General features: G+C 63.7%; 22 protein-coding genes and 2 pseudogenes. 7 read left to right on the top strand and 17 right to left on the bottom strand.

Annotated features, from left to right (window positions below):
- The first annotated feature begins 33 nt into the window (after window positions 1-33).
- Window positions 34-1,164 (top strand): porin OmpA, encoded by a 1,131-nt coding sequence (gene ompA / locus AB5Y89_RS10660; RefSeq protein ID WP_043153418.1) that lies wholly within the window; start codon window positions 34-36, stop codon window positions 1,162-1,164.
- Window positions 1,165-1,216: 52 nt separating this feature from the next.
- On the opposite strand, the gene AB5Y89_RS10655 is transcribed toward ompA, so the two are convergent.
- A complete protein-coding gene (locus AB5Y89_RS10655) occupies window positions 1,217-1,612 on the bottom strand; it encodes an HPP family protein (protein ID WP_183150027.1) in 396 nt (131 codons plus the stop codon).
- Between the two features lie 150 nt (window positions 1,613-1,762).
- On the opposite strand from AB5Y89_RS10655, the gene AB5Y89_RS10650 reads away from it, so the two are divergent.
- Window positions 1,763-2,302, top strand: a complete 540-nt coding sequence (locus AB5Y89_RS10650; RefSeq protein ID WP_323924547.1) for a helix-turn-helix domain-containing protein — start codon at window positions 1,763-1,765, stop codon at window positions 2,300-2,302.
- Here the strand turns inward: AB5Y89_RS10650 and priA are convergent.
- Window positions 2,299-4,506, bottom strand: a complete 2,208-nt coding sequence (priA, locus tag AB5Y89_RS10645; RefSeq protein WP_368223731.1) for a primosomal protein N' — start codon at window positions 4,504-4,506, stop codon at window positions 2,299-2,301. The genes AB5Y89_RS10650 and priA overlap by 4 nt on opposite strands.
- 147 nt (window positions 4,507-4,653) lie before the next feature.
- On the opposite strand from priA, the gene rpmE reads away from it, so the two are divergent.
- The 3 genes from rpmE (at window position 4,654) to AB5Y89_RS10630 (ending at window position 7,855) form a co-directional block, all read left to right on the top strand.
- Complete coding sequence (rpmE, locus tag AB5Y89_RS10640; RefSeq protein WP_010676078.1) at window positions 4,654-4,869, top strand: 50S ribosomal protein L31; 216 nt, start codon at window positions 4,654-4,656, stop codon at window positions 4,867-4,869.
- Window positions 4,870-4,985: 116 nt separating this feature from the next.
- Entirely contained in the window at window positions 4,986-6,419 is a 1,434-nt protein-coding gene (locus tag AB5Y89_RS10635; protein ID WP_104454971.1) for a DUF2867 domain-containing protein, read from the top strand.
- A gap of 179 nt (window positions 6,420-6,598) precedes the next feature.
- On the top strand, window positions 6,599-7,855 hold the full coding sequence (locus tag AB5Y89_RS10630; RefSeq protein WP_368223729.1) for a malic enzyme-like NAD(P)-binding protein: 1,257 nt from the start codon (window positions 6,599-6,601) through the stop codon (window positions 7,853-7,855).
- 73 nt (window positions 7,856-7,928) lie between these two features.
- On the opposite strand, the gene AB5Y89_RS10625 is transcribed toward AB5Y89_RS10630, so the two are convergent.
- The 6 genes and pseudogenes from AB5Y89_RS10625 to trmA all read right to left on the bottom strand — a co-directional run bounded on the left by AB5Y89_RS10625 (window position 7,929) and on the right by trmA (window position 11,938).
- Window positions 7,929-8,111 carry a hypothetical protein gene (locus AB5Y89_RS10625; RefSeq protein WP_010676075.1) on the bottom strand — a complete coding sequence of 61 codons (183 nt, stop codon included), beginning with the start codon at window positions 8,109-8,111 and terminating at the stop codon, window positions 7,929-7,931.
- Window positions 8,112-8,165: 54 nt separating this feature from the next.
- Window positions 8,166-9,491 carry a two-component system sensor histidine kinase RstB gene (rstB, locus tag AB5Y89_RS10620; RefSeq protein WP_368223728.1) on the bottom strand — a complete coding sequence of 442 codons (1,326 nt, stop codon included), beginning with the start codon at window positions 9,489-9,491 and terminating at the stop codon, window positions 8,166-8,168.
- 113 nt (window positions 9,492-9,604) lie between these two features.
- Window positions 9,605-9,694, bottom strand: a pseudogene (locus tag AB5Y89_RS10615) (two-component system response regulator RstA); the annotation flags it as partial.
- A gap of 25 nt (window positions 9,695-9,719) precedes the next feature.
- A pseudogene (locus AB5Y89_RS10610) lies at window positions 9,720-9,809 on the bottom strand (two-component system response regulator RstA); the annotation flags it as partial.
- Window positions 9,810-9,834: 25 nt separating this feature from the next.
- Window positions 9,835-10,542 carry a two-component system response regulator RstA gene (rstA, locus tag AB5Y89_RS10605; RefSeq protein WP_010676073.1) on the bottom strand — a complete coding sequence of 236 codons (708 nt, stop codon included), beginning with the start codon at window positions 10,540-10,542 and terminating at the stop codon, window positions 9,835-9,837.
- Window positions 10,543-10,804: 262 nt separating this feature from the next.
- Window positions 10,805-11,938: a tRNA (uridine(54)-C5)-methyltransferase TrmA gene (gene trmA, locus AB5Y89_RS10600; protein ID WP_368223726.1), complete on the bottom strand. Its 1,134-nt coding sequence runs from the start codon at window positions 11,936-11,938 to the stop codon at window positions 10,805-10,807.
- Between the two features lie 169 nt (window positions 11,939-12,107).
- Here trmA and AB5Y89_RS10595 point away from each other — a divergent pair, with 169 nt between their 5' ends.
- Both AB5Y89_RS10595 and AB5Y89_RS10590 read left to right on the top strand, forming a co-directional pair.
- Window positions 12,108-13,229 carry a DUF5610 domain-containing protein gene (locus AB5Y89_RS10595; RefSeq protein WP_042016467.1) on the top strand — a complete coding sequence of 374 codons (1,122 nt, stop codon included), beginning with the start codon at window positions 12,108-12,110 and terminating at the stop codon, window positions 13,227-13,229.
- Window positions 13,230-13,323: 94 nt separating this feature from the next.
- Window positions 13,324-13,857 carry an ATP--cob(I)alamin adenosyltransferase gene (locus AB5Y89_RS10590; protein ID WP_151028353.1) on the top strand — a complete coding sequence of 178 codons (534 nt, stop codon included), beginning with the start codon at window positions 13,324-13,326 and terminating at the stop codon, window positions 13,855-13,857.
- Between the two features lie 154 nt (window positions 13,858-14,011).
- Here the strand turns inward: AB5Y89_RS10590 and malZ are convergent, their stop codons facing one another.
- The 9 genes from malZ to AB5Y89_RS10545 all read right to left on the bottom strand — a co-directional run bounded on the left by malZ (window position 14,012) and on the right by AB5Y89_RS10545 (window position 22,678).
- Window positions 14,012-15,841 (bottom strand): maltodextrin glucosidase, encoded by a 1,830-nt coding sequence (malZ, locus tag AB5Y89_RS10585; RefSeq protein WP_368223724.1) that lies wholly within the window; start codon window positions 15,839-15,841, stop codon window positions 14,012-14,014.
- A gap of 245 nt (window positions 15,842-16,086) precedes the next feature.
- On the bottom strand, window positions 16,087-16,935 hold the full coding sequence (locus AB5Y89_RS10580; RefSeq protein ID WP_128272652.1) for an HDOD domain-containing protein: 849 nt from the start codon (window positions 16,933-16,935) through the stop codon (window positions 16,087-16,089).
- Window positions 16,936-17,004: 69 nt separating this feature from the next.
- Window positions 17,005-17,424 carry an META domain-containing protein gene (locus AB5Y89_RS10575; protein WP_010676067.1) on the bottom strand — a complete coding sequence of 140 codons (420 nt, stop codon included), beginning with the start codon at window positions 17,422-17,424 and terminating at the stop codon, window positions 17,005-17,007.
- 178 nt (window positions 17,425-17,602) lie between these two features.
- Complete coding sequence (gene yegD, locus AB5Y89_RS10570) at window positions 17,603-18,964, bottom strand: molecular chaperone (RefSeq protein WP_368223723.1); 1,362 nt, start codon at window positions 18,962-18,964, stop codon at window positions 17,603-17,605.
- Between the two features lie 104 nt (window positions 18,965-19,068).
- On the bottom strand, window positions 19,069-20,058 hold the full coding sequence (locus AB5Y89_RS10565; RefSeq protein WP_042878605.1) for a 2-hydroxyacid dehydrogenase: 990 nt from the start codon (window positions 20,056-20,058) through the stop codon (window positions 19,069-19,071).
- 77 nt (window positions 20,059-20,135) lie between these two features.
- The gene (locus tag AB5Y89_RS10560) at window positions 20,136-20,615 is read right to left on the bottom strand and encodes a CreA family protein (protein WP_041214236.1); all 480 of its coding nucleotides are present in this window, start codon (window positions 20,613-20,615) and stop codon (window positions 20,136-20,138) included.
- A 21-nt stretch (window positions 20,616-20,636) separates the two neighbouring features.
- Window positions 20,637-21,083 carry a DUF962 domain-containing protein gene (locus AB5Y89_RS10555; RefSeq protein ID WP_113069206.1) on the bottom strand — a complete coding sequence of 149 codons (447 nt, stop codon included), beginning with the start codon at window positions 21,081-21,083 and terminating at the stop codon, window positions 20,637-20,639.
- A gap of 191 nt (window positions 21,084-21,274) precedes the next feature.
- Window positions 21,275-22,135, bottom strand: a complete 861-nt coding sequence (locus tag AB5Y89_RS10550; protein WP_010676062.1) for a hypothetical protein — start codon at window positions 22,133-22,135, stop codon at window positions 21,275-21,277.
- A gap of 156 nt (window positions 22,136-22,291) precedes the next feature.
- Entirely contained in the window at window positions 22,292-22,678 is a 387-nt protein-coding gene (locus AB5Y89_RS10545) for a TraR/DksA C4-type zinc finger protein (RefSeq protein ID WP_010676061.1), read from the bottom strand.
- Window positions 22,679-23,124 lie beyond the last annotated feature (446 nt).

Here is a 23,124-nt window from a genome sequence, read left to right as displayed (position 1 = left end):
CGCGTCATAACAATTCATTGCAGGGGCTCATCCATGAACAGATCTATGCTCGCCGTCCTGATCGGCGCTTTGATGGCAACAGGGACGGTGCAGGCTGCCGCCCAGGACAACACCTGGTATGTCGGCGGCAAGGCCGGCTGGTCAAATTATTACGGGGTGGATTACAACGCTCAGGTCGAAGAGCTGTTCGATGCGACCAAGGTGAACGAGAACAGCGATGATCTCGGTCTGGGGCTGTTTGCCGGTTATCAGGTGAACAGAAACGTGGCGGTTGAGCTCGGTTATGACTGGCTCGGCAAGTATCAGGTGGACAAGCACTACTCGGGCAACGGGGTTGATTTCGCACTCGATGGCGAGGCCAAGGCCCAGATGGTGCAGGCCACCATGAAGATTATCCTGCCTGCAACCTCGGCACTGGATATCTACGGCCGTCTCGGGGGGGCCTATGCCTGGACCGAGAGCTCACTCAACGTCAGGGCCAGCGATGGCACCAGCAGCCTCTCCGAATCCCATGAGGGCAACAAATATCATGGTGCCGCCTTTGTCGGGGCGCTGGGGGTCGAATACGCCATCGACAAGGATTGGGCCGCCCGCCTCGAATACCAGTACACCACACCCCTGGGCAAGACTTCCCTCGACGAGTCAGGCATCGAGATGGACAACGGCCTGCTGTCGGTCGGCATGCTCTATCGCTTCGGCCAGATCGGCGACGAGCCGGTGGCACCAACGCCTGCGCCCGAACCTGCGCCCGCCCCGGCCCCTGTGCTGGTGGAGAAGCAGTTCAGCCTGGATTCCGATGTGCTGTTCGAGTTCAACAAGGCGACCCTGAAGCCGGCCGCCAGCCAGGCCCTCGACAACCTGTTTGCCCAGATCCTGGCGGCCAATCCGAAAGACGGGGTGGCGACGGTGATCGGTCATACCGACCGCATCGGCTCGGAGGCCTACAACCAGTCCCTCTCCGAACAGCGTGCCCGCACGGTGGCGGATTATCTCATCGCCAAGGGATTGTTTGCCGACAAGGTGCGTGCCGAAGGGCGGGGAGAGTCTTCGCCCGTGACCGGGGGCAGCTGCCCGGATGGCGCCAAGGCGCAGATGATCGCCTGTCTGGCCCCGGATCGCCGGGTCGAGGTACGCCTGACCGGGGTCTCCCAGATCGCCGAATAAGCCATCTTTGCCTTGCTATTAAACAACGAGGGGGCCAAGGCCCCCTCGTTGTTTATGTGGGTGTGAGCCGTGACGTTTGCAGCCGCCTGGCGCAATGACTCACCATGATCAGCAGCAAGGCGCCGGGCAGCACTGTTTGCCAGAGGAAAGGCCAGGACTGGGTGGTGAGCAGGATCAACAGTGGATTGGCTCCGGCGGGGGGGTGGATCAGCCCCAGTCCCTGCATGAGTGCAATGGACAGGCCCACACCCAGCGCCAGCTTGAGTTCCATCGGTAGCGGGAGCAATTGCACCACCAATCCCACGGTGGCCGATAACAGGTGGCCTCCCAGCACGTTCTGCGGACGGGCCAGCGGACTGTCCGGCAGTGAGAAGAGCAGCACACAGCTTGCCCCGAACGGTGCCATCAACAGGGTTGACTGCCAGCTCATCTCCAGCCAGCCGAGCAACATTATGGCCAGGCAGGCACCGAGCCCTGCCAGCCAGGCACTTCGCCATCGTCTTGTTTCCATCTCCTGTCTCCTTGTCTGTGCTGGATCACTTGATCCAGCCTGCGACATTAGGTAGACAGATCGGTGTACTTCAAGAGGAAAGTCACCATGAGCGACAAACGGCAACAGCTGATGACGACAGCCTATCGGTTGTTCAATCGTCACGGCTTTCACGCCACCGGCATCGATCGCATCTGGGCCGAGGCGGGCAGTACCAAACGCACCCTCTATCGCCACTTCCCCACCAAGGATGCCTTGATCGAAGCGGTGCTGATGGCGCGGGATGCGGAGTTCTTTGCCCTGCTCGATGCCAGGATGGATGGGGTATCGGGGCGGGAGGCCAGGTTGCTCGCGCTGCTCGATGGCTTTGCGGACTGGTTTGGCCGCAGCGACTTCTACGGCTGCAACTTCATCAACGCGAGCGCCGAGTTCTCCGATCCTCGCCACCCGGTACGCAAGCTGGTGGTGGCCCACAAGCGGGCGTTGCTGAACTGGGTCAGGGAGGCCCTCGAATGCACCGAGGTGCAGGCCACCGGGTTATGCCTGCTGCTGGAAGGGGCCGTGGTGATGGCCCACAGCTATGAGCAGCCCCTGGCTCTGGAACAGGCCAGGGTGTTGGCGGAGGCCGTGCTGGCAGAGCCGCGCTAGTTCAGTTCCGTGGGGTCGATATCCAGACTCCAGCGCACCCGCTTGGTCTCGGGCCACCCCTCCAGCTCCGTCACTGCCCAGTCGAGCAACTGGGCCAGTGGCGCCCGGCTGGGCCCCTGCACCAGCAGCTGCATGCGAAACTTGCCCGCCTTGCGCTCCATGAAGCCGCTGATGGGTCCCAGCACCTGCACCTGGGGATAGCGGGCGCTGCGCAGGGTATCGGCGAGACGACTGAGGAACAGCTGTACCTCGTCGCGGCCGTTGGCCTCGGCCCGGAACAGTCCCTGATGGCTGAACGGTGGCAGCCCCAGCAGGCGGCGCTCTTTCAGCGCCGTGTCGGCGAAGTGGCCGTAACCGTTCTGGGTCAGATCCTGCAGCAGGGCGTGTTCGGGATGGTGGCTCTGCAGCACCACCAGCCCCGGTTTGCTGGCGCGACCGGCACGGCCCGCCACCTGGGTGTAGAGCTGGGCCAGCTTCTCGGCGGCGCGAAAATCGGCGCTGAACAGGGCGCCATCCACATCCAGCAGCCCTACCAGGGTCACATCCGGGAAGTGGTGGCCCTTGGCCAGCATCTGGGTGCCGATCAGGATCTTGTACTTGCCCGCCTTGATGTCGCCGAGGTGCGTCTCCAGCTCCCCCTTGCGGCGGGTGTTGTCCCGGTCGATGCGCACCACCGGATATTGGGGGAACACGGTGCCAAGCAGTTGCTCCAGCTGTTCGGTGCCGACCCCGGAGCCGATGAGCTCGCTGCTGCCACACTCGGGACAGTGGTGGGGCAGGGGGCGCACGCTGTCGCAGTGGTGGCAGTGCAGCCGCCGCCCGGCCTGGTGCCAGGTGTACCAGGCGTCACAGCGCTCGCAGGCGGCACTCCAGCCGCACTGGTGGCAGATGAGTGCCGGCGCATAGCCCCGGCGGTTGAGAAACAGCATCACCTGGTTGCCCGCAGCCAGGTGTTCGGCCATCAGCTGCTCCAGCTGGGGGGAGAGCCCCGCCTGCAGCCGCACGCTCTTGATGTCGAGGATCACCTGGCGAGCGGTCTGGGCGTTGCCGGCGCGGCGAGTGAGAGTGAGGTGGTGATACTTGCCGCTGCGGGCGTTGTGCAGCGTCTCCAGCGACGGGGTGGCAGATCCAAGCAGGATGGGAATGCCGGCGCGATGGGCCCGCATCACCGCCAGATCCCGCGCGTGGTAGCGAAAACCGTCCTGCTGCTTGAAGGAGCCGTCGTGCTCCTCGTCGATGATGATGATGCCGAGGTTGTGAAACGGGGTGAACACCGCGGAGCGGGTGCCGATCAGGATGGCGGCGGCGCCGTCGCGGCAGGCGAGCCAGGCGTCGAGCCGCTCCCGATCGTTCATGGCCGAGTTCATTGCCACCACCGGCACGTTGAAGCGGCGCCGGAAGCGGTTGATGGTCTGCGGGGTGAGGCCGATTTCCGGCACCATCACCAGCGCCTGCTTGCCCGCCTTGAGCAGGGGTTCGAGGATGCTCAGGTAAACCTCGGTCTTGCCGGAGCCCGTGATGCCGTCCAGCAGGAAGGCACCGAACTTGTCGCTCTGACTGGTAACGGCAGAAACGGCCAGCGCCTGCTCGCCGTTGAGGCGTAGCCCCTCCCCCGGTTCAAAACGGGCAGCCCAGTCGCCGTCGTGACTCGGCTCCAGCAAGCGCTTCTCCAGCAGCCCCTTCTTCTCCAGCGCAGTGAGTGCGGCGCTCTGGATCTCCTCCTGCTTGAGGGCGGAGGGGGTCTGCGGCCCCTTGCGCAGCAGAGCAAGCGCCTGCTGCTGCTTGGCTGCCCGCTTGAGTTCGTTGAGGTCGATGGCCATGCCGGCCTCGGTGGCGAACCAGAACTCCAGCTCGCGATAGGCGGCCGGCTCCCCCTTGCGCACCAGCACTGGCAGGGCGTGCGGCAGCACCTCTCCCAACGGGTGCTGGTAGTAGCTGGCGCTCCAGTTCATCAGCGCCAGGATGTCGGGCCCCAGCACGGGGGCGCTGTCGAGCACCCTCTTCAAGGGCTTTAATTTGTTGCGGGGGACCTGGCTCTCGGTCGGGTGATCCACCACCAGACCGACCAGGGTCTGCGGGCCGAACGGGATCTCGACCCGGCAACCGGGGGCAGGCAAGGGCAGGGGAGAGAGATAGTCGAAATGACGGCGTAACGGCACCGGCACAGCCACACGAACCAGATCCAGCGTTTGGGAAGAATTCACCAGGGGTTGCCTATTTTTTCTGCGAAGCCACTTGCCTGATCTCAGGCGTTTCCTATATTATTCGCAGCCTTTGAAACTGTGTTCAACAATCGTGTGGTGTCCGACAAGAGATCGGATGGCGACACGGCCTGATAATTGAGGTTGTCCATGAAAGCTGGTATCCATCCTGACTACGTAGCCATCACCGCCAAGTGCTCTTGCGGTAACGTCATCAACACCTTCTCTACCATCGGTAAAGATCTGAACCTGGACGTGTGCTCCGAGTGCCACCCGTTCTACACCGGCAAGCAGAAAGAAGTTTCTAGCGGCGGCCGCGTAGACAAGTTCAACAAGCGTTTCGGTGGCTTGACCTCCAAGAAGTAATCTTGCTTCTGAAGAATTCTGAAAAAGGCGCCCATCGGGTGCCTTTTTTATTGGCCGCCATTCTGTAATTCCCCGCTTTGCCCTATGGTGTTGGCTCAACCAAGGGAGAAGAGCCGATGCGTACATGTCTGGTGATGGGAGCTGCCGGGTACATAGGATCCTACCTGGTGCCCCATCTGCAGGGTCTGGGGTACAGGGTCATCGCCGGGGCCCGTCGTCCCTGCCGTCTGCCGGAGGGGGTGGCGTTTCGCCTCGCCGACAGCCTCAAGCCTGCCACCCTGCCCCCTGCGCTGGCGGGGGTCGACACCGTCTTCTATCTGGTACACGCCATGGGGGCGGGGGCCGGTTTTCACCGGCTGGAGCAGCAGGGAGTGAAGAACTTCGCTGCTGCCGCCCGTGCCGCCGGGGTGCGCCGCATCGTCTATCTCGGCGCCATCCAGCCCGAGCCCTGCAACAGTCGCCACCTCAACTCCCGGCGCTACTGTGGGGAGCTGTTTCGCAGCGCAGGGGTACCCACGGTAGAGCTGCGTGCCGGCATCATCATAGGCCCCGGCTCGGCGGCGTTCGAGGTGATGCGGGATCTGGTGTACAACCTGCCCATGATGGTGACGCCCAAGTGGGTGCGTTCCCGCACGCCCCCCATCGCCCTCTCCAACCTCTTGCACTATCTGGGCGGGCTGGTGGAAGCCGACGGGGTGGATGGCCAGATCTTCAATGCGGCGGGCCCCGAGCTGCTCAGCTACCAGCGGCAGCTCCAGAAATTCGCCGCCCATATCGGCAAACGCTGCCCCATCATTCCGATCCCCTTTTTGAGCCCCCGGCTCTCCGCCTGGTGGCTGCAGTTCGCCACCTCGGTTCCCCAGCCCATCGCCAAGGCGCTGGTGGGGGGGCTCAAGCACGACATCCCGGCGGATGACGGCCCCTTGCGCGCCCTGCTGCCCCAGCATCTGCTCAGCTTCGATGAGGCGCTGGCGGAGAGCCTGGCGCTGGAGCAGAGGCTCGGTGCCGAGCAGCACGGGGAGGAGACGCCCCTTGGTCTGCGCTGGCGCCATCCCGAATATGGCTTCTACGACCGCACCGCCAGCGGGGAGGCGGATTGCCTCGCCGCCCCCGAGGTGGTGTGGCAGGTGTTGCAGCAACTGGGGGGTGAGCAGCGCTACTTCTACATGAACGAGCTGTGGGTGGTGCGCGAATGGATGGATCATCTGATCGGCGGCCCGGCCCGGACCCGGGGACGCACCAACCCGGATCGCTTCGTGAAGGGGGACATGCTGGACTCCTGGCAGATCCTCGGGGTGGATGAAGGACGCAGGCTGGATCTGCTGTTCAACATGAAGGCCCCCGGCGTCGGTCGGCTGGAGTTCAACATCCAGCCCCTGGAGTCCGGCCTGACCCGGCTGCGGGTGACGGCCCACTGGCATCCGCAGGGGGCCTGGGGGCTGGCCTACTGGCTCGCCATGCTGCCGTTCCACCTCTTCATCTTCCAGGGGATGACGGAGGCCATCGCCCGGCAGGCAGAGGCAAAAGCCGGCATTCCAGTCATGGATTGAAATCGAATCTATAACTAATTGGGTAGTTTTGGGTGGCATGACATGCTGCTGACTAGTCTGTCATTGCTATCCAGCGATATTTTATGCTGTGAAAGGGCGGGGGATTTCTTTATGATCCTCAGCCCTCGCCCGCTGGCGAGCCAACGCATCACTCATTCATTTCCGTATCGGGGTCCCCCATGTCCGATCAGCAGCACGATCTCCGCCAACAGGCACTCGATTACCACGCCCAACCCGTTCCGGGCAAAATCGCCATCGCCCTCACCAAGCCCGCCGAGACCGCTCGCGATCTGGCGCTGGCCTACAGCCCGGGCGTTGCCGAACCGGTACGCGAGATCGCCGCCAATCCGGCCGATGCCTACCGCTACACCGGCAAGGGCAATCTGGTGGCCGTCATCTCCAACGGCACCGCCATCCTGGGGCTGGGCAATCTGGGCCCGCTGGCCTCCAAGCCGGTGATGGAGGGCAAGGCCCTGCTGTTCAAGCGCTTTGCTGGCATCGACGCCATCGACATCGAGGTGAAGCACGAGACCAGCGCCCAGTTCATCGATACGGTGGCCGCCATCGCCGACACCTTCGGCGGCATCAACCTGGAAGACATCAAGGCCCCCGAGTGCTTCGAGATTGAAGAGGCACTGATCGCCCGCTGCGACATCCCGGTGTTCCACGATGACCAGCACGGTACCGCCATCGTCACCGCCGCCGGGCTGCTCAACGCGCTGGAAGTGCAGGGCAAGGAGATTGGCACCAGCCGCATCGTCTGCATGGGCGCCGGCGCCGCCGCCACCGCCTGCATGGATCTGCTGATCAAGTGCGGGGCTGCGCCGCACAACATCTTCATGCTGGACCGCCAGGGTGTGATCCACAGCGGCCGCACCGATCTCAACCAGTACAAGCAGCGTTTCGCCAACGACACCCCTCTGCGCACTCTTATGGATGTCATCGACGGGGCTGACGTCTTCGTCGGCGTCTCCGGCCCGGACGTACTGCCCGCCGAGACGGTGGCCCTGATGGCCCCCAACCCGGTGATCTTCGCCTGTTCCAACCCGGACCCCGAGATCAAGCCTGCCCTGGCTCACGGAGTACGCGGGGATCTCATCATGGGTACCGGCCGCTCGGACTACCCGAACCAGATCAACAACGTGCTCTGCTTCCCCTTCATCTTCCGCGGCGCCCTCGACGCCCGTGCCAGCCGCATCAACGATGCCATGAAGATTGCGGCAGTGGAGGCGATCCGGGCTCTGGCCAAGGAGCCGGTGCCCGCCGAGGTGCTGACCGCTGCTGGCGTGAGTGAACTCGCCTTCGGCAAGGACTACGTCATTCCCAAGCCCATGGACGCCCGCCTGCTGCCGCGGGTTGCCCGTGCGGTGGCACTGGCGGCGGTTGCCTCCGGGGTGGCCCGCATCGAACTGCCGGCGGATTACATGCTGGGTTGAGTCACGGCAAGCGCGTAAAAAACAGAAGGGGCCCCCTGTCGGGGGCCCCTTTTTCATGGCGGAAGCGGGCAGCTTACTTGGTCTTGGGGGCAACCTTGACGGCCGGCGCCTTGGCGTGGGCAGCCTTGTGATGCTTTTTCACGACCTTGGTCTGGGTGGCGTGGGGAGCGGCGGCCTTGGTCGGGGTGGCGGCCATGGTGAAGCCGGAGGTCAGGGCGAAGACAGCGGCCAGAGTCAGGGGGATCAGCTTGTTCATATTCCAGTTCCTCGTTCGGTTTGATGACATGGAGCGTTTCTCCATGACTTCATCCTAGGGCTGTTCGACCTGCGGTTCAGTGAGCGACTGGTGACGGTTTGTATCCAAATGTACGGGCAGGGTCAGGCAGAAACGGGCACCGCTGCTGCCGGGCAGCAGTTGCACCTCGCCGCCGTGGTGGTGGGCGATGCTGCGCACGATGGCCAGCCCCAGCCCGGCGCCGCCGGTGCGTCTGTCCCGACTCTGATCCAGGCGCACGAAGGGCTCGAAGATTTGCGGGGCCAGCGCGGGATCGATGCCGGGGCCATCGTCGGCGACCTCCAGCAGATAGTCGTCCCCCTGTCGCGCTATGCAGAGGCTTGCCTGGCTGGTGGCATGGCGCAGGGCGTTGCCGATGAGGTTTTCCAGCGCCCGGTCCAGCAATCGGGTGTCGCCGCGCCAGGGCAGAGCCATGGCCGGGCGCACGAAGTCGAGCCGCTTGTCCGGTCGCAGGGCCTGCCAGTCGGCCAGGCGGCTGCCGGCCCAGCTGCCGAGCTCCAGATCGCTGCATTGCAGCGGCAGTTCGGGGCGATCGAGCCTGGCATAGGTCAGCATCTCCTCGATGAGGGCATCGAGGGCGCCGAGGTCCCGCTCCAGTCCCTGCTGCTCCTCGGGTGAGGGAGGCTCGGCCAGCATGGCGAGGCGATAGCGCAGCCGCACCAGGGGGGAGCGCAGCTCGTGGGCGATGGCGTCGGTCAACTGCTTGCGACTGGCCAGCATGGCCTGCAACTGCTCCGCCATCTGGTCGAAGGTGCGGCCGACCCGGCCCAGGCTGCTGCCGGGCGGCAAACGGGTGCGACAGGAGAGATCCCCGTCGCCGACCCGGCGGGCGGTCTGTTCGAGCTGTTGCAGGCCGCGCCAGTGGGGGCGCAGCCAGAGCAGGATGGGCAGGCCGAGGGAAAGGCCGATGAGCAGCAGCAGCCCCACGTCCACCCAGTGCAGCTCGTGCAGGTAGGAGAGGTAGGGGACGGGGCCGACGATCAGCACCTTGTCGGTGTTCGGGATGCGCTGCAGGAAGGTGTCATCCTCCTCGACGATGACGATGTTTCCCGCCTCGAGGAAGGCCTGATCCTCGCTGGCCAGGGGCTGGTTGGCGAGGACGCCGATCTGCAGCGGCAGATTGAGCTGGCGGCTCTGCTCGCCGGTGCGGGTGGCCCAGTGTTCCGGCGGCAGCCGGGCCAGCTCGCCAGTGAGCAGGCCGAGGGAGCCTTGCATCATCCGCTCCAGATAACGGTCCCCCGCCCGCTCTGCACTGACCTGATAGACCAGCCCGATGAGCAGAATGGCGAGGGTGAAGCAGCCTATCAGCAACAGATAGAACTGGATAAACAGGCGTCGCATGGGGGCTCTCCTCTTGCCTGGATTGCGTCTGGACATTGCCTTGTTGCCCCTCATCCCCAACCCTTCTCCCGCAAGGGGAGAAGGCTGAGTGCATCAAGGTCATTCGGCGGGGCTTATTCCCAGGCCTGGGGCACCAGCAGGTAACCTTTTTGGCGCACCGTCTTGATCCAGATCGAGTTGTTGCTGTCATTCCCTGGCTTCTGGTGTGCAGGCGTGTGAGACACCAGCTCATTCCCAAGCCTGGGGTACGAGTAGATAACCCTTCTGGCGCACCGTCTTGATCCAGATCGAGTTGTTGCTGTCATTCCCTGGCTTCTGGTGTGCAGGCGTGTGAGACACCAGCTCATTCCCAGGCCTGGGGTACGAGTAGATAACCCTTTTGGCGCACCGTCTTGATGCGGGTCGGGTTGTTGCTGTCATCCCCGAGCCGGCGGCGCAGACGGGAGATGGCCACGTCCATGCTGCGATCCTGGCCGTCGTAGTCGCGCCCCCGCAGGCTGCGAAACAGCGCCTCCCGCCCCAGGATCTGGCCGGCGTGGCAGGCCAGCTCCCACAGGAGGTCGAAATCGGCGGTGGAGAGGGGAATGCTCTCTCCATCGAGGCGCACGTCCCGACCCGGGCCGTCTATCTGGAGGCGGCCGAACTGCAGGCGCTGGGGCGGGGCGGCGGGGACCACAGCCTGCTGGCTCTGCCCCTGCTGGCGAAACTGGACTCGCAGCCGGGCCAGCAGCACCGGGGGGGGCGTGGTCTTGAGGATGTAGTCGTTGGCCCCCAGCTCCAGGCTCAGGATCTGGTTCATGTCGCTGTCGAGCGAAGTGAGCATGACGATGGGGCCGGCAAAGCGCGGGCGCAGATCCCGGCACAGGGAGAGGCCATCCTGCCCCGGCAGCATGATGTCGAGCAGCACCAGATCCGGCTGCTCGGCCAGGGCCCTGTCGAGTGCCCGGTCACCCCGGGTCTCCAGCAGCACCTCGATGTCGTGGCGACCGAGCCAGCTGCTGATGAGCTGGCCTATCTCGGGATCGTCTTCAACAAACAGAACGCGTGGCATGGTGGCGTGGTTCCCCGGTCATGGCGTGAGTGGGCGTGTCGCCAGCATAACGGCTGCGTCCGCGCTCTGCACCGGGATAACTAATCAATGCGGGGGTTTTTGCCCCTTCTCCCGGGGGGATGGGGGGCAGAATGAACCGGTTGGCATCGGGCCGCCCCACTTGTCCCATGGCGGGTCGGGGCGGCGTGATGAGGCAGGATCCACACCCTTCAGGGGCCAAAGTGGCCCCGGCTGCCATGGGTCAGCCGGGAAACCGCCCGGATCAGCCGCCCTTGCGCTTCAGGTACACCCCGGCTTCCATGTGGTGGGTCCAGGGGAACTGGTCGAACAGGGCGAAGCGGGCGATCTCGTGGGTTTCACCGAGCACGGCCATGTTGGCCTGCAGGGTCTCGGGGTTGCAGGAGATGTAGAGGATATTGTCGTAATCCTGCACCAGCTTGACGGTGGCGTCGTCCAGACCGGCCCGGGGCGGGTCGACGAAGATGGTGTTGCACTGGTAGGCGCGAAGATCGACCCCCTTGAGGCGGTTGAACTCCCGCTCGCCGCGCATCGCCATGGTGAACTCCTCCGCCGACATGCGCAGGATGATCAGGTTGTCGACACCGTTGGCGGCGATGTTGAACTGGGCGGAGTCCACGCTCGGCTTGGCGATCTCGGTGGCCAGCACCTTGCGAAAGTTCTGCGCCAGAGCGATGGAGAAGTTGCCGTTGCCGCAGTAGAGCTCCAGCAGGTCCCCCTCGCTCCCCTTGGTCACGTCCAGGGCCCAGCCCAGCATCTGTTCGTTGATGGCGGCGTTGGGCTGGGTGAAGCTGTTTTCCACTTGCTTGTAGACCAGCTCGCGCCCCTGCACGGTCAGGCGTTCGATGACGAAGTCATCCCCCAGGCAGATCTTCTGCTTGTGGGCGCGGCCAATCAGTTGCAGCTCGAACCCCTTGGCACGCAGGTCGGTCTGCAGCGCCTCGGCGGCCTGCTGCCACTCGGCTTCCAGCTTGCGGTGGTAGAGCAGGCTGACGCAGATCTGGCCGGACTGGGTGGAGAGGTAGTCGATCTGGAACAGCTTCTTGCGCAGCACGGGGTGCGGGCGCAGCCCGGCCAGCAGCACCGGCATCAGCCGGTTGATGAGCAGGCTGGCGGTGGGGAAGCTGTCGACCCGGATAATCTCCTTGGTGGCCGGTGCATACATGCAGTGGAAGAGGTCATCCCCCTCGTGCCAGATGCGGAACTCGGCGCGCATCCGGTAGTGTTCGGCGGGGGAGGCGTGCAGCTCCAGCGCGGGCGGATTGAAGGGTGCGAACAGCTGGGTGAGGCGATCGCGCTTCTCGTCGAGCTGGGCCTGGTAGTCGGCAGGAGTCCGTCTGCCCTGGGCGTCGGCGGAAGAGGGCTGGGATTGAGTCATGGATACCTCGCATGCACCGGGCTGAGCCGGGGAAAGACCGGGGGAAGGCCGCAGCCAACCAAAGGGTGGGGATTTTAAAAGGCCGTTGCGGATTGTCCAAGTTTTTTGTGGTCAAGAAGTGGCCAGTCGGGCCGATAACCGATCCACCACTATAGGCGGGAGAGTAATGATGCAAATTGATGGCATGGGCGCAGCCCAACCCAAGGGAGTGGGCATTGCTCCCAAATCGCCTCAACAGACGGAGTCGAAAACGGCGGACAAGGGGGATGAGGTCTCCCTGAACAAGCCCCCGAAATGGGCCCAGGTGCTGATCCAGCAGGCGCTGCAATTTGCGCTGGAGATCAACGGCCAGGGCTACAAGGCACCCAAGGTGCAGGAACCCCAGGAGGTCACTCCGGAGACCCTGTTCGATTTCCAGTCGGTGGCGGACAACGTGTTGCAGTTCGTCACCGGGCGGATAGGCGCGGCCCGTGCGGACGGCAAGTCCGACGACGACCTGACCAAGATGATGGAGCAGGCCCGCAAGGGGGTGGACAAGGGCTTCGGTGACGCCAGGAAGCAGCTCGGTGACTGGGCGGACAACGAGGACATCAAGACCGGCATGGATCAGAGCTACAAGCTGATCCAGAAGGGGCTAGACGAGTTCGAGAAGGAGTTCTTCGGCAAGGTGTCGACGACGGATCTGGGGGATGCCAGGATGGCCAGCCGCCAGCAGGCCCTCCTCGAGATCGAGACCCGGGATGGGGACAAGGTGATGTTGCGCTTCAGCGACAGCTGGCAGTTCAAGTCCCAGAGCGATGGGGGCGGCAGCCAGTTCAGCCTCAAGTCGAGCCAGAGCTTCGACTTCTCCCTGGAGGGGGATCTCGACAGTGCCGAGATGGATGCCATCGGCACCCTGGTCAAGGGGCTGGACGAGCTGGCCGGGCAGTTCTTCAAGGGGGGCGACGGCAAGACCCTGGCGGACGGGCTGAACGGGCTGCAACTGGATGACAGCCAGCTGGTCTCCTACTCCCTCAAGCTCAAGCAATCGGCCAAGTTGAGTCAGACCTACCAGGGGGCCAGTTCCCTGCAGGAGAGCCTCAAGCCCCTGGCGGACTACCTGCCGAGGCTCAGCCGGTTGCAGCAGCAGGCCGACGCCCTGCTGCCCCCTTCCCAGCAGGAGGCGCTGACGCCCACCGTGCTGGCGGCGCGGGGTCAGGACGGGGCGACCCAGGGGGCAGGCTTCATGGGCTTCAACCAGCGGATGCTGGAAGCCATGAGGCTGCTTGGCCAGCAGATGGCGACCGGCTAGTCTGGCGACGCCCCCGTGATGCCGACGGGGGCGGGGTGTTTGCCAGCCCGTCCCCGGGCTGGCACACTGCCCTTTTCCCCAGCCCGGCGATGCCATGAACCCCAAGAAGCCAAGAGACAAGCGCGAGCTCTGCTACCCCTTCATCTTCGAAACCCAGTTCCAGTGCGATTACGAGATCGCCACCGACGAGCTCTGCTGCCAGGTGGGGGCCGTGCTCTCTCATCTGGTGCCGGATGAGGATACCCGGCCCGTGATGGCGGATCTGGCGACCCTGCAGCGGCTCATCTACAACCTCAACGGCTCGGTGCGGGGACGGCTCGGCATCTTCGAGGAGGATCTGGACTGGCTGAAGGGACGGTACGATCACTACAACGAGGCGAGTCGCGGCCGGGTGACCGGCTTCGTGCTGCCCCAGGGGCCCCAGCCCATTCCCACCCTGCACCTGTGCCGCTGTGGCAGCAAGAAGGTGGTGCGTCTGCTGGTACGCCTGGAAGAGAGCGGCGTGCGCTTCGATCCCATCCTCTATCGCTTCGCCAATCTGCTGGCCAACTTCTTCTTCGTGCTCACCGTCTACCTCAAGCAGGCGTGGGATGTGACCGAAGTCCCCTATGTCAGCATCAACTACTGATGAAGAGATGATGTTTGATGTATTCGTCGCATCACACATGGCGATGTAGAGGTATCGGATCGAAAAACAGCGATGAGGCAGCATCCGCCACTTCGGGGGATGCAGGCATAAAAAAACCGGCGCCCCGAGCGCCGGTTTTCTATTGCCGCGATCCCTAGCTCGACAGCAGTACCCTGGCCGAGTTGGCCGGGATGGTGAGCTGCACCTCCCCCAGCACCACCTCGAACTTGTCGCCGTTGAAGGCGTCGGTGAAGCGGCTGGCGGGGCTGGCGGTCTGCCACAGGGGCAGGCTGATGGTGCGCGGCTCCGTGGGGTGGCGGTTGCAGGCGACCACCACCTGATCGCTTTGCAGGGTACGGGCGAACACATAGCTGTGAGGGCCGGCGTAGAGGGTCTGGATGTCTCCCCGACGCAGGGCCGGGCGCTGGCGGCGCAGCTGGATCAGGCGGCGATAGTGGTCGTGCAGCACGTGATCCCAGTCGGTGGTATCCCAGGGGAAGCAGCGGCGGCAGTCCGGGTCATTGCCGCCGGAGAGCCCCACCTCGTCGCCGTAGTAGATGGAGGGCACGCCGATGTAGGTGATGAGCAGGGTGGCGGCGAGTCGCATCCGCTGCTTGTCTTCTCCCAGCAGGTGCAGGAAGCGGGCGGTGTCGTGGCTGTCCAGCAGGTTGAACTGGGCCAGCTGGTTCTTGAACGGAATATGGGCCCGCGCCAGCTTGAGCCAGTGATCCAGCTCGGTGGCGCTGATCTTGATGGGGTGATAGGCGATGTCCTGCCCCGCCAGGAAGGCGCGGATGGGGTGGGCGAAGCCGTAGTAGTTCATGGCGCCGTCCTCCTGATCCCCCTGCAGCCACTGGCTCGCTTCGAAGAAGTGCTCGCCGAGGACGTAGGCGTCCGGATTCTCCTGCTTCACCGCGCCGCGAATGGCGCGCACATGGCCGCGATTGCCCTCGGCTGTGCCTCGCTCCCCCAGCATGTGGATGACGTCGAAGCGCCAGCCATCGATCTGGTAGGGGGCGCGCATCCAGTAGCGCAGAATGGCGTTATCTGCCCGATAAACGGCGTCCTGCACCTGTTCACTTGAGAAATCCAGCTTGGGCAGGCTGCGGATCCCTTTCCAGCTAACATAATCCCCTTCCTGATCGAAGGTGTAGAAGCTGCGCCAGGGGGAGTCCGGGTTGCTCTGGGCGCCCAGCGGTGGGCAGAACCAGGGGTGCTCGGTGGAGGTGTGGTTGACCACCGCATCCAGGATGATCCTCATGCCGCGCTGGTGCAGGTTGCGGGTCAGCTCGGCAAACTGGGCATTGGTACCGAGGTGCGCATCCACCTTGAAGTAGTCCTGAGTGTCGTACTTGTGGTTGCTCGGCGAATCGAAGATGGGGTTGAGGTAGAGCGCCGTCACCCCCAGGGATTGCAGGTAGTGCAGTTTGGCGTCGATGCCCGCCAGATCCCCGCCGTAGAATTCACAGGCGCCGTGCCCCTCTTCGTGGCGGCTGACCGGCTCGCCCCAGGCCTTGCTGATGACCGCTTTGCCCCTGTACTCGTACTCGTGATGCTTGACGCTCAGCGACGGGTCGCCGTTGCAGAAGCGGTCGGGGAAGATCTGGTAGAACACCTGATCCTGTACCCAGGCCGGGGGCTGGTGATGGCTGTTGAAGCGGAAATGCTGCTCCCGCGGCGGCATGGCGGCGCTGACGCCCGCCCCGTGCAGCCACCACTGCTCCTTGTCGGTGAGGCACTTGAAGCAGTAGAGGTGGATCTCCTGCCCCCTGGCCAGCGGCAGTTCGACCTGCCAGACCTGAAGCCTGTCCCGGGTGGCGACCGGCGTCATGGCGACCAGATACTCCTCGTTGTCCGGCTCGTGGCGCAGCCACACCTCGCGGATGGGGGCGTCCAGCTCGCTGAACAGGGTGAGCTGCAGGGTGTCGGCACTCTCTTTGAACCAGGGTGCCGCCTGGGGGTGAAACAGGAAGGGATGGGTCATGGTATCTACTGTGTCAGAGAGGCTCAGGAGTGGGGGATGGGCGCAGGCCATCTTATCCCGTCCATGGGCGTGTGTATGTGACGACCGGCCAGAATGAGACGGTGCTTCCGGCTTGGCTGGGCGGTCTGCCGTGACGCTATTGGGTCAGCAAATCGGCAAGGGCGTTGCCCTGTTCGTGCAGCTGTTCGAGCTGATCCGCCAGAATGAGACGGGGATCCGGCTCCTGCTGATCGGCCGTTGTACATCTACTGGGTCAGCAAATCGGCCAGGGCATTGCCCTGCTCGTGGAGCTGCTCCAGCTGATCCGCCAGGCTGGCGGGATCCAGCCCCAGCTGGTCAGCCAGGGTTCTGGGGAAACGGGCGATGATGGCCTGGGCCGGTACGCCGGCCTGCCAGGCGAAGGAGACGAAGACGGCGAGCCGGATGAGCACGGCCTCCTTGCTGACCGGATCGTGGGAGAGGGGGTCGAGCTGCTGGGCGATGGCATCCACGAAGGCGGGCGACAGGCTCCAGCGCCGCGCCAGCTCTGCGCCGAGCTGGGCATAGTCGTAACCCAGCATCTCCCGCTGGGCATCGACCCGGCTGCTGCCTTTCTCGATGGCCAGATTGATGAGTCCCGCCTCTTCCGGCAGGGTGCTCTGGATCAGCAGCTCGCCGATGTTGTGAATGAGGGCGCAGGTGAAGGCGGTCTCGGGATCCACCGAGGTGGTCTGCTGTGCCAGGGTGCGGGCAATGGTGGCGACCTGGAAGGTCTGGGTCCAGAAGTGGAGCTTGTCAAAGCCGGGGGGGGCCTTGAAGCTGCTGATGATGCCGGAGGCGACCACCACGGAGCGCAGGCGGTTGAAACCGAGGCGGATCACCGCCTGTTCGATGGAGGTGATTTCATTGCCACGGCGCAGGGCAGCGGAGTTGGCCATCCGCAGTACCTTGACGCTGATCACCTGGTCCATGGCGATCTTGGCCGCGATCTCGTCGATGCGGGCATTCTCGTCGTTGAAACTCTGCATCAGCTCGTGCAGCAGTTTCGGAATTGTGGGCAGTTGCTTGATCTTGCCAAACAGGCGATCCATCGACATGGCTGAGGCAGCCTCCATTGCTAACAATGCCTCATATTGTGCCACAGCCTGGCCAGTTGTTCCTGCTGGCGAGCGGTTTTGTGAGCCCTAGTACACCCAGTCTTGCAGCCTGTATTCCAAACGGTGCCGTTTTCCCTGGAGGATCAGGGTCTGGGTGGAACCGCTCAGTGTGGCCCCCTCCGTCAGGGTGGCGAGCACGGCCTGCTCTATCAGATCGAGTTCGGGGGGGCAGGCCATGGCGGTGCTGCCGAGGCTGGTGACCCAGAGCTTGTTCCCCTTGAGGTGACCCTGGCCGAAGTAGCGGTTGCAACCGGCGATGCCGTTGACGGTGAAGTGCTCACCGATCTCGATGTCGGGGGGATTGCTGCGGCGGCTGGCGATGGCCTGGCCATCCAGCCGATCGAGCACCCAGTGATGGTGTTGCAGGTCTTGCGAGGCAAAGCGGGGAGCACTGCTGCAGGCGCTGAGCAGAAGCAGGGCGAGCAACAGTAGCAGGTATCTGGGCATTGAAGGGGCTCCGGTGGTGGGTATGACAAGCATACCCGTCCCCGGGCCCAGGCGGCAGGGCGAGGGGGGAGGAGCCCGACCGCTTCTGTCGCCCCGGGGGAAGAGGGGGTGTCGGCAAATGGCAACACCCGCCCCGAGCGAACCTGTCTACAGGTCCCCCATGGCTCCCCTGGCTGTTTCAGTCCGCAAACAGCCGCTCGGCATAGCGGGCGAGGCCCGAGGCCACCGAACCGAAGTCATCACCCCCCTCCAGCGGTACCTTGGGCAGTTTCTGCTGGATGAAGGCCTTGATAAGGGGGGAGCGGGCGCTGCCACCGGTGACGAAGACCCGATCCGGCGCCACGCCGGCGGCGGCGATCGCCTCGTCCATCAGCTCGCCAATCTTCTCCAGCAGCGGCGCCGAGGCACTGGCCAGCTGAGGGCGCGTGAGCTCCGCTGCCAGCCCCTTCTCCAGCTCGTTCAGGGTCTGGTGGTTGAGCTCGTGGTCGGAGAGGGCGATCTTGCCCTGCTCGGCGCGCCACACCAGCTGGTGGCTCAGCTTGTGGGCCCGCAGGCTGGCGAGCCGTGAGAGCTTGCTGCCCGGCTGGCTGTCGAGCTGCAGATCCTGCAGCTGGCGGGCGGTGTCCAGGCTGTAGAAGCGGCTCTGGGCGCTGACGTCGTTGATGGCGGCGGCGTCCCAGAACAGGGGATGGGGCAGTGGCTTGCCGGTCTTGAGGGTCTCGTGCATGCCGAGCAGCGGCATCATGCCCTCAACGGTCAGGCGGATGTCGAAGTCGTTGCCCCCGATGCGCTGGCCGCTGTGACCGAGCAGGTCGCCGCTGCGATCCAGCTGGTCACGGTGGCTCGGGCCCATGCGCAGCACGGAGCAGTCGGTGGTCCCGCCCCCGATGTCCACCACCAGCACCACCGCATCCTCGGTGAGGCGCGCCTCGAACTCGAAGCCGGCGGCCACCGGCTCATAGAGGAACTCCACCCGCTCGAACCCGGCGAGGCGTGCCGCCTCGCTCAGAATGGCGATGGCCTGGCGGTTGCTCTCTTCCCCCGCCAGTCCCTGGAAGTTGACCGGTCGGCCGATCACCGCCTGGCGGATGGTGCTGCCCGTCTGCTGCTCCGCCTCCCGGCGCACGTGCAGCATCATGGCGCAGACGATGTCCTCGAACAGGGCGATCTGGGGAGCCTTGAGGCCATAGGCCCCGAGAAAGGATTTGGGGGACTTGATGTAGTAGCCCTCGTCCGGTTCTTCCAGATAGCGCGCCAGCGCCGCACCGCCGAAGCTCAGCTCGTCGATGAGTCCCTCTTCGCGCATCTGGCGGCGCACCGCCTGTGCCCGGGTCACCATGGGACCGCGCAGCTTGAGGTATTCGCTCTGCTGGACGGGGGCCAGCCCTTCGGCCAGGAGGCCGGCGATGGCGTCCCGGTGGGGGGCGTGCAGGGTGGAGGGAAGGTAATGGGAACCGGAGAGGGTCAGCAGCCTGGGGCTGCCCTGTTCCATCACGGCGACGGCACAGTTGGAGGTACCGTAATCAAATCCGATGAACATGCTGGCCAGACTCCTGTACAAAAAAGGGCTGGTAGCCTACCCGATGCCGCCGGGTCTCACAACCCGGCGGCGGGATCAATGGCGTGGCGACAACGTCTCAGGGATCACTCCACTTCGTTGTCAGAGCGGCCCTGGCTCTCGATGGCCTGGATGTTGCTGAGGGTGGTGTCGGCGATGGCGTGCAGCGCCTCCCGTGTCAGGAAGGCCTGGTGACCGGTGAACAGCACGTTGTGACAGGCAGACAGGCGGCGGAAGACGTCGTCGGTGATCACCTCGTTGGACTTGTCCTCGAAGAAGAGGTCTTCCTCCTCCTCGTAGACGTCCAGCCCCAGGGCGCCGATGCGGGAGGTCTTGAGGGCCTCGATGGCGGCGTTGGAGTCGAGCAGGCCGCCCCGGCTGGTGTTGATGATCATCACCCCGTCCTTCATCTTGGCGAAGGCCTCCTTGTTCAGCAGGTGATAGTTCTCCTTGAACAGGGGGCAGTGCAGGCTGATGACATCGGACTGGCGGAACAGAGTATCGAGATCCACGTACTCGGCGCCCAGATCGATGGCCGCCTGGTTCGGATAGGGATCGCTCACCAGCAGGCGCATGCCGAACCCCTTGAGGATGCGCAAGGTGGCGATGCCGATCTTGCCGGTGCCTATGATGCCGGCGGTACGGCCATGCATGTTGAAGCCCACCAGCCCTTCCAGGGAGAAGTTGGCGTCCCGGGTGCGCTGATACGCCTTATGGATGCGGCGGTTGAGGGTCATCATCAGGCCCACCGCATGTTCGGCAACGGCCTCGGGGGAGTAGGCCGGCACCCGCACCACCTTGAGTCCCAGCTCCTTGGCGGCGGCCAGATCCACGTTGTTGTAACCGGCGCAGCGCAGGGCGATGACCCTGGTGCCGTACTGCGCCAGCTCGGTCAGCACTTCGCGGTCGGCATCATCGTTGACGAACAGACAGACCACGGGGAAGCCGTGGGCGAGACGGGCCGTCTTGGCCTCCAGCCGCACGTCGAAGAACTCCAGATCGAAACCGTACTGGGCGTTGGCCTGGTGGAAATGTTCCTTGTCGTAGCTCTTGGTACTGAAAACGGCGACTCTCATGGTGCGCTCTCCGTAGATAATGATGTGGTTAAATTACAACAAATAGTGACCGTCATCACGGGATAAGTGGTGCTGTTTCAACCCCAGGGCATGATGGGGACGGCACTCACTGCACTCTTGTACGAACCATCCACCAACTTGGTGCTGTAAGTCAGATAGACAAGGGCATTGCGCTTCTCGTCGTAAAAACGCACCACCTTCTGCTCCTTGAACACCAGCGAGGTGCTGACGTCGAACACCTCTTCCCCCGCCTTCAGCTTGGCGGGCAGGGTGATGGGGCCGATCTGGTGGCAGGAGAGGGAGGCGTGGGAGGGATCTTCCGCCAGCCCAAGGCCACCCTTGACGCCGCCGGTCTTGGGGCGGGCCAGATAGCAGGCGACACCGGCGATTTTAGGGTCGTCGAACGCCTCCACCAGGATCTTGTGGTTGGGTCCGAGCAGCTTGAAAGCGGTGCTCACCTCGCCGACGGGATCTGCCTTGTCGGCCAGCACCGGGCCGGCCATCAGTGCCCCCAGCAGCAGGGGCAGGGTGCGAGCAAGGGTCTGAAGATGTCTCATGGTCTCTCCTGTTGGCCTCCCTCAGAAAGGGATGCCCAAACGACGATAGAGGCTGGCCAGCACCCAGGCGGGGCCTACCAGCAGAAATTGCAGGTCGGTGAGAAAGGAGGGGCGTTTCCCCTCGATATGGTGACCGACGAACTGGGCTATCCAGAACAGCACGAACCCGATGAGGGCAGGCCACAGCAGCGGCCCCTGCCAGACGTGGCAGAAGGCCAGTCCCAGGGCGGTCAGGGCCGTCATCCCCGTAAAGATCGTCAACGACAGCCGCAGGTAGAAGACCAGCACCGGGATGGCCACCAGCCCCGCCCAGTTGAAGGGCGCTGGCAGGGGACCGGCGGGCAGGCACCAGAGCAGTGCCAGGATGCAGAGGTAGATGCCTGGCACCGCCACCTTGTGGATGGCCACATTGACGGGGTGTTGATGGCTCTGGCCGTAGTCGCGAAACCAGTCATCCAGTCGTTTCATGGCACCTCCCTGGTGCGCGTATTGAGGCCGGGCGACCTCGCGTTCCTGTGCGTCTGCAGCGGGCTGCGCCCACCGGATGGGATGACCCGCGGCTGATCACGCTCCCGGCGGCGGATATTCCCAATGCCGGGATACCGTGTCCGTTTATGCTCGCAGCGGTGGATATTCTCAACGCCGGATATCTTGTCCGTTTACTCCTGCGACGGTGGATATTCCCAATATTGGGCCGGAATGCTTTTGAGCAAGGGGGTCATGTCGGGATTGGGCAGGGCGATGGTGACTCTCTGCTCCAGATTCGCGCTGGCCAGGGCCTCGCGGATCTTGGGGTTCTCCCGAAAGAACGCCATGAAGCTGCCGTCGGCATAGGCACGCTCGAGGCCGGTCTGGATCGCCTTGGCCAGCTTCGGCGACTCCGGGCTGACGAAGAAGAACTCGGCGAAGGGGTAGCGGATCAGCAGGTGCTGATCGATCACCAGGTTGGGATATTGTGCCGCCAGCTCGCTGCGTTCGGCGAAGATTTCCACCAGGCCACGGGGGAAGAAGTCCAGCTTGTCGCCGTCATTCATCAGGCGAAACAGGTTGCTGTAGCGCCCGGCATAGGTGGGAATGCCTGCCAGTTCCAGGATCTTGTTGTCGGCCCAGCCCACCCCCTGGGCGGCTTTCAGTTTCTTGAGGTCTGCCAGGGTGTTGATCTGGTTGAACCGCTCCTGGGCATCGGCGTGGATGAAGGAGAGGCGCAGCCCTTCCAGGCCACGAAACAGCGGGATTGGCACTGCGGTGAGGGAGGATTCCAGCGCGCTGGAGGTACCCATCCAGAACACATTGATGACCTTGCCCTTGGCAAGCGCCTGCTGGAGGCTGTACTGGTTGAGATTGAGGTCGACCCGCTCCAGCTTGTAGGGCTGCCCGGCGTGGTTGAGCGCCAGTTCCAGCAGCTTGAGCTGGTATTCGTTGTCGAGATCGTTGATCGGTCGGCTGGGGACCTTGACGGTGAGCGTCTGTGCTTGTGCCAGCAATGGCAGGCACAAGCACAGCCTGATGAGCCATTTCACGCTTTGATCTCCTGTAGGATCCGGGACTTGCCCGGAGTCTAACAGAAGTTGTCACGCTCTTGCTGTGAAAGGGGCCGGGGATCACCCGGCCGCGTCATCTTCGGGCATGGCCTGCCCTGTGCCCGGCTCGTACCGAGGCCGGGCTTGTTCGCCGCATCAGGCGACGCGACGGAACACGTGAGTGTCGTTGAATTCCTTGGTGCTCTGGCATTCAACACAGAAGCGGGATTCAGGACGGGCCTGCAGCCGCTTGAGAGAGATCTCGTCGCCACAGGATTCGCAATAGCCGAAATCCCCTTCATTGATCCGCTTCAACGCCCCTTTCAGCTTGCGCAGGTGCAACTTGTCGTGCTCGATGCGGTTCAGCTCCAGGCGACGGGCCTCCTCGACACTGGCACGGTCAATTTCATCCGCCATCTCGTTGGTATCGGTGGCGATAGCCTGGCTGGCCTGGGAGTTGAGACGTTCTTCGAGCTCAAGGATTTGTCGCTCGATCTGGCCTTTGTAGAAGGTCAGTTGGTCTTCTGTCATGAAATCACACATACGGTTTGCTACCAGTCAGTTTCCCAATGTTACCCATTGATGGGGGCTGTCTGTCGTCAGACCAAGCCCTTGTATCCCGTTTTGCACCAAATCCATGCAGGAGAGTGCAAATCAGGGCGGGCCTTGTACCAAAAAAATGCAGACATGCAAAGGAAATTGGATAAGGAGTGTGCGCCCTTGCAAAGAAATGGGCCTTCTCCGACAGGGTCTGACTGAGTATCGAACGAGATCCCGCCGCCGTTGGCATCGAGCTTGCAGTGGGCTGATCGTGACACAAAGTGTTTAGTATTTGGTGCCGCGCTGGTCATTATACAGGCCGTTGTTTATAGTTTTTTAAACACCGCTGCTTGACAAAGGCCTTTATCACGGGCTTTTATGGTGTGGTCGATTACATTTTCTTAACAAGGGTGTTCCTTATATTAGACACCCTTGACAATGGCAACCGT

It is taken from the genome of Aeromonas sp. s4, from assembly GCF_040907855.1.
GTDB classification, from domain to species: Bacteria; Pseudomonadota; Gammaproteobacteria; order Enterobacterales; family Aeromonadaceae; genus Aeromonas; species Aeromonas caviae.
The sequence above is the reverse complement of the archived record's forward strand: the minus strand, read 5'-3'. Positions and strand labels throughout refer to the sequence as shown.

Bases quoted from the DNA above. Each gene is read 5' to 3' on its own strand.
- ompA (WP_043153418.1), top strand. From the start codon at position 34: ATGAACAGATCTATGCTCGCCGTCCTGATCGGCGCTTTGATGGCAACA.
- AB5Y89_RS10650 (WP_323924547.1), top strand. From the start codon at position 1,763: ATGAGCGACAAACGGCAACAGCTGATGACGACAGCCTATCGGTTGTTC.
- rpmE (WP_010676078.1), top strand. From the start codon at position 4,654: ATGAAAGCTGGTATCCATCCTGACTACGTAGCCATCACCGCCAAGTGC.
- AB5Y89_RS10635 (WP_104454971.1), top strand. From the start codon at position 4,986: ATGCGTACATGTCTGGTGATGGGAGCTGCCGGGTACATAGGATCCTAC.
- AB5Y89_RS10630 (WP_368223729.1), top strand. From the start codon at position 6,599: ATGTCCGATCAGCAGCACGATCTCCGCCAACAGGCACTCGATTACCAC.
- AB5Y89_RS10625 (WP_010676075.1), bottom strand. From the start codon at position 8,111: ATGAACAAGCTGATCCCCCTGACTCTGGCCGCTGTCTTCGCCCTGACC.
- rstB (WP_368223728.1), bottom strand. From the start codon at position 9,491: ATGCGACGCCTGTTTATCCAGTTCTATCTGTTGCTGATAGGCTGCTTC.
- rstA (WP_010676073.1), bottom strand. From the start codon at position 10,542: ATGCCACGCGTTCTGTTTGTTGAAGACGATCCCGAGATAGGCCAGCTC.
- trmA (WP_368223726.1), bottom strand. From the start codon at position 11,938: ATGACTCAATCCCAGCCCTCTTCCGCCGACGCCCAGGGCAGACGGACT.
- AB5Y89_RS10595 (WP_042016467.1), top strand. From the start codon at position 12,108: ATGCAAATTGATGGCATGGGCGCAGCCCAACCCAAGGGAGTGGGCATT.
- AB5Y89_RS10590 (WP_151028353.1), top strand. From the start codon at position 13,324: ATGAACCCCAAGAAGCCAAGAGACAAGCGCGAGCTCTGCTACCCCTTC.
- malZ (WP_368223724.1), bottom strand. From the start codon at position 15,841: ATGACCCATCCCTTCCTGTTTCACCCCCAGGCGGCACCCTGGTTCAAA.
- AB5Y89_RS10580 (WP_128272652.1), bottom strand. From the start codon at position 16,935: ATGGAGGCTGCCTCAGCCATGTCGATGGATCGCCTGTTTGGCAAGATC.
- AB5Y89_RS10575 (WP_010676067.1), bottom strand. From the start codon at position 17,424: ATGCCCAGATACCTGCTACTGTTGCTCGCCCTGCTTCTGCTCAGCGCC.
- yegD (WP_368223723.1), bottom strand. From the start codon at position 18,964: ATGTTCATCGGATTTGATTACGGTACCTCCAACTGTGCCGTCGCCGTG.
- AB5Y89_RS10565 (WP_042878605.1), bottom strand. From the start codon at position 20,058: ATGAGAGTCGCCGTTTTCAGTACCAAGAGCTACGACAAGGAACATTTC.
- AB5Y89_RS10560 (WP_041214236.1), bottom strand. From the start codon at position 20,615: ATGAGACATCTTCAGACCCTTGCTCGCACCCTGCCCCTGCTGCTGGGG.
- AB5Y89_RS10555 (WP_113069206.1), bottom strand. From the start codon at position 21,083: ATGAAACGACTGGATGACTGGTTTCGCGACTACGGCCAGAGCCATCAA.
- AB5Y89_RS10545 (WP_010676061.1), bottom strand. From the start codon at position 22,678: ATGTGTGATTTCATGACAGAAGACCAACTGACCTTCTACAAAGGCCAG.